General features: G+C 70.4%; 9 protein-coding genes. 3 read left to right on the top strand and 6 right to left on the bottom strand.

The features are described from left to right. The 6 genes from CF8_RS23005 to CF8_RS07825 all read right to left on the bottom strand — a co-directional run. Window positions 1–1,776, bottom strand: a 1,776-nt coding sequence (locus CF8_RS23005) for a bifunctional [glutamine synthetase] adenylyltransferase/[glutamine synthetase]-adenylyl-L-tyrosine phosphorylase (RefSeq protein WP_010832595.1), incomplete at its 3' end; no start/stop codon positions are given. A gap of 1 nt (window position 1,777) precedes the next feature. Continuing rightward, window positions 1,778–3,115: a type I glutamate--ammonia ligase gene (gene glnA / locus CF8_RS07845; protein ID WP_010832594.1), complete on the bottom strand. Its 1,338-nt coding sequence runs from the start codon at window positions 3,113–3,115 to the stop codon at window positions 1,778–1,780. Between the two features lie 66 nt (window positions 3,116–3,181). Continuing rightward, window positions 3,182–3,808: a hypothetical protein gene (locus CF8_RS07840; RefSeq protein ID WP_036490502.1), complete on the bottom strand. Its 627-nt coding sequence runs from the start codon at window positions 3,806–3,808 to the stop codon at window positions 3,182–3,184. Between the two features lie 57 nt (window positions 3,809–3,865). After that, the gene (locus tag CF8_RS07835) at window positions 3,866–5,914 is read right to left on the bottom strand and encodes an NAD(+) synthase (RefSeq protein ID WP_010832592.1); all 2,049 of its coding nucleotides are present in this window, start codon (window positions 5,912–5,914) and stop codon (window positions 3,866–3,868) included. Window positions 5,915–6,212: 298 nt separating this feature from the next. Continuing rightward, on the bottom strand, window positions 6,213–7,436 hold the full coding sequence (locus CF8_RS07830; RefSeq protein WP_010832591.1) for a hypothetical protein: 1,224 nt from the start codon (window positions 7,434–7,436) through the stop codon (window positions 6,213–6,215). Next, window positions 7,433–7,918 (bottom strand): SigE family RNA polymerase sigma factor, encoded by a 486-nt coding sequence (locus CF8_RS07825; RefSeq protein WP_010832590.1) that lies wholly within the window; start codon window positions 7,916–7,918, stop codon window positions 7,433–7,435. Before CF8_RS07825 ends, CF8_RS07830 begins: the two co-directional genes overlap by 4 nt. Before the next feature lie 307 nt (window positions 7,919–8,225). Between CF8_RS07825 and CF8_RS07820 the strand changes: the two genes are divergently transcribed. The 3 genes from CF8_RS07820 to CF8_RS07810 are packed head-to-tail and all read left to right on the top strand — an operon-like array spanning window position 8,226 to window position 10,917. Continuing rightward, a complete protein-coding gene (locus tag CF8_RS07820) occupies window positions 8,226–8,729 on the top strand; it encodes an ADP-heptose--LPS heptosyltransferase (protein WP_010832589.1) in 504 nt (167 codons plus the stop codon). Then, window positions 8,726–9,049: a hypothetical protein gene (locus CF8_RS07815; RefSeq protein WP_010832588.1), complete on the top strand. Its 324-nt coding sequence runs from the start codon at window positions 8,726–8,728 to the stop codon at window positions 9,047–9,049. The genes CF8_RS07820 and CF8_RS07815 overlap by 4 nt, the downstream gene beginning before the upstream one ends. Beyond that, on the top strand, window positions 9,049–10,917 hold the full coding sequence (locus CF8_RS07810; protein WP_036490500.1) for an alpha/beta hydrolase: 1,869 nt from the start codon (window positions 9,049–9,051) through the stop codon (window positions 10,915–10,917). Before CF8_RS07815 ends, CF8_RS07810 begins: the two co-directional genes overlap by 1 nt. The last annotated feature ends 37 nt before the right edge of the window (window positions 10,918–10,954 follow it).

Below are 10,954 nucleotides of genomic sequence, written 5' to 3'. Positions count from 1 at the left end.
GAGCAGGAAGGCCAGCCGCTCGGCGACCTGGCCCTCGTCGCGCAGCATCTTGAGGTACCACGACGAGCGACCCAGGCTCTCGCTGAGCCGGCGGAAGCCGAACAGCCCGGCGTCCGGATCGGGCGAGTCGCCGAACCACGACAGCATCACCGGCAGCAGGGTGCGCTGGATGTCGGAGGTGCGCGACACCCCGGCGGTCAACGCCTCGAGGTGCCGCAGCGCGCCCTTGGGGTCGTCGTAGCCGAGCGCCGAGAGCCGCGCCTCCGCGGCGTCCAGCGACAGCCGGGCGTCGGTGCCGGCGAGCTTGGCGACGGCCGCGAGCAGCGGGCGGTAGAAGATCTTCTCGTGCAGGCGCCGTACCTCGCGGCGGTGGTACTTCCACTGCTTGTCGAGCTCGGCGATCGGCTCGGAGTAGAGCCCCAGCGACCGCCCCAGCCGGCGCAGCGACGCCTCGTCCTCGGGCAGGACGTGCGTGCGCCGCAGCCGGTGCAGCTGGATGCGGTGCTCGAGCGTGCGCAGGAAGGCATAGGCGTCGTGCAGCGCCTCGCCGTCCTCGCGACCGACATAGCCGCCCCGCGTCAGCTCGGCGAGCGCGCTCAGGGTCGTCGCGGAACGCACCGAGGCGTCCGCGCGCCCGTGCACGAGCTGCAGGAGCTGTACGGCGAACTCGACGTCTCGCAGGCCGCCCGACCCGAGCTTCAGCTGTCGCCCGGCCTCGTGGGCGGGGATGTGCTCGAGCACGCGGCGACGCATCGCCTGCACGTCGTGCACGAACCCGTCCCGCTCGGCCGCGCTCCACACCATCGGCTCGATCATCTCGACGTAGCTGCGCCCCAGCTCGAGGTCACCGGCCACCGGCCTGGCCTTGAGCAGTGCCTGGAACTCCCAGGTCTTCGCCCACTTCTCGTAGTAGCCGCGGTGGCTGGCGAGCGTGCGCACCAACGGCCCCGCCGACCCCTCGGGGCGCAGGTTGGCGTCGACCGGCCAGATCGTCCCCTCGCCCGTGTGGTCCGAGCAGACCTGGATGAGGTTCGAGGCCAGCTGCGTGGCCGCGCGCAGGGCCACGCCCTCGTCGGCTCCCTCCGTCGGCTCGAAGACGAAGATCACGTCGACGTCGGAGACGTAGTTGAGCTCGTGGCCGCCACACTTGCCCATCGCGATCACGGCCAGGGTCGCGGCAGCCGCCGTCTCCCCGACGCGGGCGCGGGCGACGGCCAGCGCCGCCTCGAGGGTGCCGGCCGCGAGGTCGGCGATCTCGGCGGCCGCGTCGTCGATGGCGAGGTCGTGGGCCAGGTCGCGAGCGACCAGGCGCAGGAGGATCCGCCGGTAGTGCACGCGCAACGCGTCGACCGCCTCCGCGTCGGGCACCGTGGCGACGGGCCGCTCGGCGAGCGGGTCGGCGCCCACGCACTCGAGCAGCGCGGCCCGCATCGCGAAGGCCGGGGACCGGGTCGTGCCGAGGGTCGGGTCGCTCAGCTCGCGCCACTGCTCCGGGTGTCGCGCCAGGTGGGCGGCGAGGGCCTCGCTCGCGCCCAGGACCGAGCACAGGCGCATCGCCGTACCCTCGTCGTCGGCGAGCTCGCCCAGCATCGCCTCGCGGTCCTCGACCGCATCGGCGAGCCGCAGCAGCCCCTCGATCGCCGCGTCCGGATCGGCCGAGGCCGCCAGCGGGCTCGTCAGCTGCGGGCCGGCCGCCCCGAGCCGCTCGATGCCCGCGCGAGCGGCGGCACCGTCGAGGAAGCCGAGCCGGACGAGGGAGCCGGCGGTGGGGGTCACCTCAGATGACCGGAAGCATCCGGTCACGCTCGTAGGCGGAGACCTGGCCGCGGTACTCGTCCCACTCCGCCCGCTTGTTGCGCAGGAAGAAGTCGTAGACGTGCTCGCCCAGGGTCTCGGCCAGCAGCTCGGAGTCCTCGGCGATGCTGATGGCCTCCGAGAGGCTCTTCGGCAGCGGCTGGATGCCCAGGGCCGTGCGCTCGCGCTCGGTGAGCGACCAGACGTCGTCCTCGGCCTCGCGCGGCAGCGTGAGCTCCTCCTCGATGCCCTTCATCCCGGCAGCCAGCACGACGGCGAACGCGAGGTAGGGGTTGCAGGCGGCGTCGATGGTGCGCAGCTCGATGCGGGTCGACTGGCCCTTGTTGGGCTTGTACATCGGGACCCGGACCATCGCGCTGCGGTTGTTGTGGCCCCACGAGACGTAGGAGGGGGCCTCGCCGCCGCCGATCAGCCGCTTGTAGGAGTTGACCCACTGGTTGGTGACGCAGGTGATCTCGCTGGCGTGGCGCAGGACGCCGGCGATGAACTGGCGACCGGTGGTGGAGAGCTGGTATTCGGCGCCGGCCTCGTAGAAGGCGTTGCGGTCGCCCTCGAAGAGCGAGACGTGCGTGTGCATGCCCGATCCGGGGTGGGTGGTGAAGGGCTTGGGCATGAAGGAGGCCCAGATGCCCTGGCTGAGCGCGACCTCGCGCACGACCGTGCGGAACGTCATGATGTTGTCGGCCGTGGAGAGCGCGTCGGCGTAGCGCAGGTCGATCTCGTTCTGGCCCGGGCCGCCCTCGTGGTGACTGAACTCCACCGAGATGCCCATCGCCTCGAGCATCGAGATGGCCTCGCGGCGGAAGTCGGAGCCCATCGACTGCGCGGTGTGGTCGAAGTAGCCGCTGCGGTCGACCGGGCGCGGCTCCTCGCCAGCCACCGGGTGGTCCTTGAAGAGGTAGAACTCGATCTCGGGGTGCGTGTAGAACGTGAACCCCTTGTCCGCCGCGGCGGACAGGGTGCGCTTGAGGACGTGGCGCGGATCGGCGTACGACGGACTGCCGTCAGGCATCACGATGTCGCAGAACATCCGGGCCGTGGCGGGGCCCTCACCGCGCCACGGGAGGATCTGGAACGTCGCGGGGTCGGGCTTGGCCAGCATGTCGGACTCGTAGACCCGGGCGAAGCCCTCGATCGCGGAGCCGTCGAAGCCGATGCCCTCGTCGAAGGCTCCCTCGAGCTCGGCCGGGGCCACCGCCACGGACTTCAAGAAGCCCAGGACGTCGGTGAACCACAACCGCACGAAGCGGACGTCGCGCTCTTCGAGTGCGCGGAGTACGAAGTCTTCCTGCTTGCCCATGGACACATCATGTCGCACGGTCGTGCCGGCGCGTCGGGGCGTCTGCGCGGGAGCCGGTCGCGCCCGTCAGCGGCGGATGTTGCAGGACAGGACGTCGTCGCTGACCAGCACACCGCGACGAGTGGTCTCCATCGGCGGCACATAGCTCTCGGTCACCGGCGCCCACGCGATCGCCCCGGGGCGACCCCGGTAGGGGACCTTGCGCACCTTGACGGTGAGGGTGACGGCCTCGTTGACGGTGCCGGCCCAGCAACCGCTGGCACGGCGCTTGGTGCGTGCCTTCCGGAAGCCGATGCGGTCGCCGATCTCGGTGCCGTTGTAGCGCCACGCGACGTTGGTGTCCGTGGCGACGGCCGTGACCCACGGGGGCTGGATGCGCACGCTCATGCCGGCAGTGCGCGCCGAGGGCAACGTGATCGTCACCGAGCCGTCCGTGACCGTGGCGGGACCGTAGGAGTCGATGGGGTTGACCCCGTCGTAGGAGAACAACGTGACCACACAGTCCTCGCACCTGGCGATCTCGAGGGTCAGGTCGGTGTCGAACTCGATGGAGGTGGCCGCGACGCGCGCGGCAGCCGACTCGTCGCCCGCGGGGAGGGCGTTGACGGGCGCGCTGCCGAGCAGGGAGGTCGTCGCGATCACCAGGGCGCTGATAAGCGCGCCGGTCAGGGGGCGGACCGGGAGACGGAGCACTGGCAAACCTTTCCAGTTGCAGGGGTAGTCGTCAGGTACGACGCGTGGTTCGGCGGGTTAGTTGTCGCGGGATTGCGTCGGTACGGCGGCGAGGTCGGCCAGCCACGCTGTCGCGGTCGCGTCGCTCGGCATCCGCCAGTCGCCGCGCGGGCTCATCGTCCCGCCGGCGCTGACCTTGGGGCCGTTGGGCAGGGCGCTGCGCTTGAACTGGTTGGCGAAGAAGCGCTTGAGGAAGACCTCGAGCCAGGCGCGGACCTCGGCCAGGTCGTAGGCCACGTGGGCCTTCTCGGGGAAGCCGGGCGGCCACTCCCCCACGCTGACGTCGCGCCACGCGTGCCAGGCCAGGAACGCGATCTTGCGCGGGCGGTAGCCGCGGCGGACCACGTGGAAGAGCGAGAAGTCCTGGAGGTTGTAGGGACCGACCGAGTCCTCGGTCGCCTGCGGCTTCTTGCCCTCCTCGATCGGGATCAGCTCGGGGGTGATCTCCTGCTCGAGGATCTCGGTGAGGACCTCGTTGGTCTCCTCGCCGAACTCGCCGTTGCTGACCACCCACCGGATGAGGTGCTGGACCAGCGTCTTCGGCACCCCAGCGTTGACCGTGTAGTGCGACATCTGGTCGCCGACGCCGTACGTGCACCAGCCGAGCGCGAGCTCGGACAGGTCGCCGGTGCCGACGACGATTCCGCTGCGGTGGTTGGCCAGCCGGAAGAGGTAGTCGTAGCGCAGCCCTGCCTGGACGTTCTCGAAGGTGACGTCGTAGACCTTCTGGCCGTCGGCGTAGGGGTGGTCGAGGTCCTTGAGCATCTGCTCGGCGGCGGGCCTGATGTCGAGCGTCTCGAAGGTCACGCCGAGCGCCTCGCTGAGTCGCGTGGCATAGCTCTTCGTCTTCTCGCCGGTCGCGAAGCCGGGCATCGTGAAGGCGTGGATGTCGGTCCTCGGTCGACCGAGCCGGTCCATGGCCTTGGCCGCCACGATCAGGGCGTGCGTCGAGTCGAGACCACCGCTGACGCCGATGATCGCCTTCGGCGTGCCGATCGCCTCCAGGCGGCGCTCCAGGCCGGACACCTGGATGTTGTAGGCCTCGTAGCAGTCGAGCGCGAGCCGCTCGGCGTCGTCGGGCACGAACGGGAAACGGTCGACCTTGCGGCGCAGGCCGATGTCGCCCTCGGGCGGGTCGAGCGCGAACTCGATGACGCGGAACTCGTCCTCGCCGCCCGCACCGCGCCGGTTGTCGTCGAAGCTGCCCATCCGCAGGCGCTCCTGGCGCAGCCGGTCGAGGTCGACGTCGACGACCGTGCGCACGGCGCCCTCGGCGAAGCGTTCGCCCTCGGCGAGCAGGTCACCGCACTCGTAGATGAGCGTCTGCCCGTCCCAGCTCAGGTCGGTGGTCGACTCCCCCTGGCCTGCGGCCGCATAGAGGTACGCCGCGTTGCACCGTGCGCTCGCACTGCGCACGAGCAGGCGACGGTCCTCCGCGCGGGCGACGGTGATCGGGCTGCCGCTGAGGTTGACGAGCACGGTCGCGCCGTTCAGCGCGGCCTCCGCGCTCGGCGGGATCGGCACCCACATGTCCTCGCAGACCTCCGCGTGCAGCAGGAGCCCGTCCACGTCGGCGGCCGAGAAGATGAGGTCGGGCCCGAACGGGATCTCCTCGCCGGCCAGGGTCAGGAACTGCCCGTGCTGGTCGTCGCCGGGGGCGAACCAGCGGCGCTCGTAAAACTCGCGGTAGTTGGGCAGGTAGGCCTTCGGCGCGATGCCGAGGATCTCCCCGCGGTGGATCACGACGGCACAGTTGTAGACCCGGTTGCCCTTGACGAGCGGCGCCCCGACGACCAGGAGTGAGAGCAGGTCGGCGGTCGCCTCCACGATCTCGTCGAGTGCCGCACGCACCGCGTCGAGCAGGGGGTCCTGGAGGAAGAGGTCGTCGATCGAGTAGCCGCTCAGCGCGAGCTCCGGGAAGACCGCGACCGCGACGTGCTCGTCCGCGGCAGCCCTGGCCTGCTCGATGATGCGCGCGGCATTGGTGGCGGGATCGCCGATCGCCACCGGCAACGTGATCGCGGCGACGCGCACGAAGCCCTGGGCGTAGGCCGAGTAGAAGTCCACGGCGCCACTCTAGGGGGCCCGCTGGCTCCGTCCGCCGAGCCGGCGCGAGTGGCCCGGGCGCGCAGTCCAGCCGTTTGCCGGCACTTGCCGTCGCGACACGCGGACACAGCTGTTCCAGCGCCGCCACCTGAGCGCGGTGCCGGGCCACCCGACGGGGGTATGGCCGCGTGTCGCTGTTCCGGGCCGGGGGCCTCTCGCAGTGCCGCACCGTCGGACGTTGTTCGGGACGTCCGACGGGGCGGTAGCCCGGACGACCGATCCGTCGGACGTCCCGGTTGAGGTCCGACGATGCGGTCGGTCAGAGCAGGGCCGGGGCGACCTCGATGCTGCGCATGCCCGTGTCGCCGGTCGTGATCAGCTCGAAGTCGCCGTCGCGGAAGTGCCAGGCGACGAGGTGCCACTCCTCCTGGCCTAGCTCCATCGTGCGGAAGTTCATCGGTCCGACCAGCAGCAGAACTGTGTCGGGGTCGAGGAAACCCTGCACCGTCATGAAGCCGTTGTCGCTGTAGACGGAGCTGGGGTCGCGTACCGGGGCGTAGCCGACGATCTCTCCGGTGGCCGCGTCCAGCACCACGGGACCAGACCGAGACACGTCACCCATCTGGGCCGGAGATCCCGTGTAGGCGACCAACCCGAACCTGGTGACCAGCCGTTCGCCGTACCCGAGGACGATCACGCGGTTCGTGGCGGTGTCGCCGTCCCACTCGACCAAGTCGTTGGTCTTCCACCGCTTCTCGCGCACGGTGCCGTCGTCGGGATCGACCATGAGCGTGCCGACGCTGTGCTTGTTACCGAAGGGAGCGGGCTCGCCGATGCCATCGAAGCCGACCACCCACGGCTGCTTCCAGTGCATGACGACGAAGCCCTCGTCGCCCGGTCGCCACAGCAGGGCGGGTCGCGTGTCGAAGGGACCCTCGAGCTCGGGCGGCCACGGGATGATCTGCTCCTCGCCGCTCGCGTGGACCACCAGGATGCCTGCGTCCGTCGACATCGCGACCCGGTCCCCCGTGGGGCTGATCGCGGGCCGCACGACGTCAGACAGGCTGCCGACGATCGCCGACCCGGTTCCGGGAACGCTGCGCCACTGCCCGTTGCTGCCGAGCAGCCGAAGGTCGCGCCTCGCCTCGGACCAGGCGACCACGATGTCCGGCAGCGGATTGTCGGCGATGCTCGGCGCCGTCTCCGGTGCGGCCAGCGTCGTCGAGAGCACGGAGTCGCGTCGTGGCGCGGTGGGCAGGTCGAATGGATCCCACACAGATTGGGTCCGGTGATCGCCGACGTACTCGAGCGTCGACGTGGATGTCGGCGTCGGCTGCGGTGTGCCCACCGTGTCGGCCGAGCGGTCGTCCCGGTCGAGGAGGACGGATGGTACGGCGACCGCCAGCACGACCATCGCGGCGACGACCGCTCGCCGGCGTCGGAGTCGCCGGGAGCGCCCAGCGAGCGCGCGCGCTGCGAGCTGCGGCGCGTCGACGTGCGAGCTCGCGCGGGCCAGCGCGTCGTGCAGCTGTGCGTCGTTCACGGTGTCCTCCCGATCAGGTCGAGCAGCTCGGGGGCCCCGTCGCGCAGCCGCGCCAGGGCTGCCGCGTTCTGGCTCTTTACGGTGCCGATGCTGACGCCGAGGATCTCGGCGGTCTCCCGCTCGGTCAGGTCGTCGAAGTGCCGCAGCACCACCACCCGACGCTGGGCGACGGTCAGTCGTTGCAGCGCCCGGTGGACGACCATGGCGATCTCCGGTTCCTCGCGGCGAGCCACCGCGTCGGTCGCCTCCCCCGGCACCTCGCGCCGTCGGCGCCACCAGGAGATGTTGTCGCGGGTGATGATCGTCAGTGCATACGCCGTGGGGTTGCCGTCCGCCAGCCGGGCCCACCGCATCGCAACCTTGGTCAACGCCTCCTGCACGAGGTCCTCGGCGCGGTGCGCGTCCCCGGTGAGCAGGTAGGCCGAGCGCAGCAGCAGGCGCTGGCGCCCGACCGCCCACTCCGTGAACTCCTGCTCGTCCATCGACCCCTCCGGTCCCGTGCTCCTGCAGTGTGAACGCACAGCGCCAGGAGAAAGGTTGGCGCGACTTGCACGGCTCGCTTCGCCGTACGCTCGCAGCATGCCGCTCGAACGAGCGCGTCCGCAGCAGCGTTGCATCGAACCCGGCACCTCGTGGACGAGGCGAAGCTGACGCAGATGTCCAAGCTCACCGTCTTGGCACGGGATCGCGGCGGCGGGTACGACGGTTGGCGAGCCTGGATCGTGACGCCTGTGCACAGGCTTCCACGAACAGGTTTCACCGGGGCAGTTGGAGAGCACTCTGTCTGGCATGGACCCCGAAGACCTCGTCGCCGCTGATCCGATGATGCGGACGCTGCGCGAGCGGCACCCCGATGTGAACATCGTGCTGCTCCCCCCGGTCGGGCCGATCGTCGACCGGCCGAGCGCGACTCCCGCGCAGTGCCGTGCCCTCCAGCAGCACGCCGACACCGTCCTGGCCACGCTGAGCCGCGACGTCGGGCACGAGCCGTCGACGCGGGTGGACTACTGGTGGAGCCAGAGCCATCCGGAGGTACGCCGATGGGTGACCGCAGCGAGCTACACCGATCTGGGCGACGGGGCGCTCCCGATCCTGAGGTCCCTGGGCAACCTGCTGGTGCGACTCGGCTGGGAGCCGAGGCCCGCGGCCGACGGCAGTCCACGACTGAGGGGCGTCGCCGGTCCCTTCGAGCTGATCGCCAGCGCGGTCGGTGACGCCGTCTCGATCAACATCACCAGCGACCCGCTCCACATCCCGGCGGACCTCTACGACGACCTGCGAGTCGACGCATGAGCCTCTACGTCTACCTCGCCGCCCTGAACACCTCGGCCCAGGCCTGGGAGGACACCGGCGAGACCATCCGTGGCTCGCGCAAGTCCCTGTCCGACGTCGACGCCGGCCTGCTCGGCCCCCGGGTCGCCACGGCGGCGCAGGCCTTCATCGACACCTGGCTGAGCGAGATCAAGGCCCTGCAGACGACCGCCACCGACCACGGTGACGCGCTGCGCGAGGCGGCCATGCTCGTCCACCAGGCCGATGTAGACGTCATCGAACGCACCAAGCAGCTGTTGCTGTGGACCGACCGCAACATCTCCCCGACCGGGAGCCTGTGATGACGGTGATCACGGTGCCGGGCCATGTCCCGGCCGTCGAGGAGCTCGAGGCGACCGCCCAGGCCGCGAGCGTCACCACCTCGCTCCGCTCCACGGCCACCACGATGTCCGATGTCTCGGAGTGGATGAGCGCCCACGGCGCCCCCGCCGACTGGACCGGTGATGCCTCGGAAGCCGCCGACCATGCGATGACGCGGGTCGCGACGTCGACCGACGGTACTCGTGCCGCCTTCACCCGCGTGGCCGTCGCCTGCGACAGATACGTCGACCGCATCGTCACCCTCACCGCCACGCGCATGCGGCTCGCGGGTCGACGCACCACGGTGAACGACGAGATCGACGCCCTGCGGTCCAGGATCGAGCAGTCCACCGCCGACGACATCGCGAGCCTGCAGGGCCAGGCCGAGACGTTGCAGGGCAAGGTCGACCGGCTCGTCGACGACATCACGAAGCTCTGGGACGACGTGGAGGCGGCCGAGGACACGCTGATCGCCGCTTTCCAGGCGGTCGACACCCCGACCGAGGGCCGGGATGCCGCCGATCGTGACACCACCGACATCGCTGCCCTGCGGGCCGAGCTGACGAGGCTGGGCGGCGACCCCGAGGCGATCAACGACTGGTGGAACGACCTGACGGCCGCCGAGCGCGAGGCGCTGAAGATCTCCGACCCCGACCTGATCGGCAACACCAACGGCATCCCGACCGGTGATCGCGACGACGCCAACCGCACCTCGCTGGAGCGCGACCTCGACGACCTCCAGGCCAAGGTGGACGCCGGGGAGGATCTGAGCAAGGAGGAGCAGAAGCTGCTCGACCGGGCGAAGGCGGCGCAGGAGTCCCTCAACGTGCCGACGGCGGAAGGCCTGCCGGACGCGAACAGGGACGGGATCCCCGACGCGGTCGACGTCAACCTCCTCGTCTACCAGCCCGGCGCCTTCGGTGGCGACGGCGCGGTCGCCGTCAGCTACGGCGATCCCGACACCGCGGACAACACGGCCGTCATCGTGCCCGGGATCACGAATGACGGCAGCAACATCGCCGGCCAGGGCAAGGACGCCTACACGCTCTACAAGGAGGCGATCGCCAATGGCGAGTCCGCCGCGACGATCGCGTGGATGGGCTACGACGCCCCGAGCTGGAACCCCGAGAACGCCCTGGACTGGCCGGGCGACGGCCTCGACATGGGCAGCGTGATCAACGAGGGCAAGGCAGAGGCCGGCGGCGCGCTGCTGGCCGACTTCGTCGACGGCCTGCGTGCCAGCGACCAGCGGCCGGAGTCGTCGGACTCCAACCTGACCGTGATCGGCCACAGCTACGGCTCGACCACGGCCGCCCACGCCGCACACGACCACGGCCTGGATGCCGACGCGCTGACCCTCATCGGAAGTCCCGGCGCCGGCGGGGACAGCGTCAACAGCGCGAGCGACCTCGGCATGCCGCAGGGCAAGGTCTACGCCGGTGCTGCCGACAACGACTTCGTCTCCTGGCTGGGCCGCGATGGCGACCTGGGCATGGGCAAGGATCCGACGCAGGCCGACTTCGGAGCCAACGTCTTCCCGGTCGATCCCGGAGAGGAGTTCCACGCCGACAGCCTCACCAAGGGCATCGAGAACCACACGTCCTACTTCGACCCCCATTCGCAGAGCTTGTCGAACATCACCGACATCGTGCAGGGCGACGAGCCGGACCTGACCGGCGGTCGCACGCAGGACGCCAACGACATGGCCTTCGACTGGGCCAAGGACGAGGTCGTCCACCAGGTGGAGAAGGAGATCGACAGCACCGTCCAGGAGGCCAAGGACACCTACAACGACGGCAAGGACTGGGTCGAGGACCGGGTCGACGACTTCACGGATCTGTGGCCGTGACGCCGCGGCCTAGGTGTTCTGTCCGGACAGGTTGGGC

Origin of the sequence: Nocardioides sp. CF8 (assembly GCF_000389985.1) — a bacterium.
Classification (GTDB): Bacteria; Actinomycetota; Actinomycetes; order Propionibacteriales; family Nocardioidaceae; genus Nocardioides; species Nocardioides allogilvus.
This window is presented reverse-complemented; position numbering and strand designations above follow the sequence as displayed.

Excerpts from the sequence above, each read along its gene's own strand:
- glnA (WP_010832594.1), bottom strand. The coding sequence starts at position 3,115 with ATGGGCAAGCAGGAAGACTTCGTACTCCGCGCACTCGAAGAGCGCGAC.
- CF8_RS07820 (WP_010832589.1), top strand. The coding sequence starts at position 8,226 with ATGGACCCCGAAGACCTCGTCGCCGCTGATCCGATGATGCGGACGCTG.
- CF8_RS07815 (WP_010832588.1), top strand. The coding sequence starts at position 8,726 with ATGAGCCTCTACGTCTACCTCGCCGCCCTGAACACCTCGGCCCAGGCC.
- CF8_RS07825 (WP_010832590.1), bottom strand. The coding sequence starts at position 7,918 with ATGGACGAGCAGGAGTTCACGGAGTGGGCGGTCGGGCGCCAGCGCCTG.
- CF8_RS07810 (WP_036490500.1), top strand. The coding sequence starts at position 9,049 with ATGACGGTGATCACGGTGCCGGGCCATGTCCCGGCCGTCGAGGAGCTC.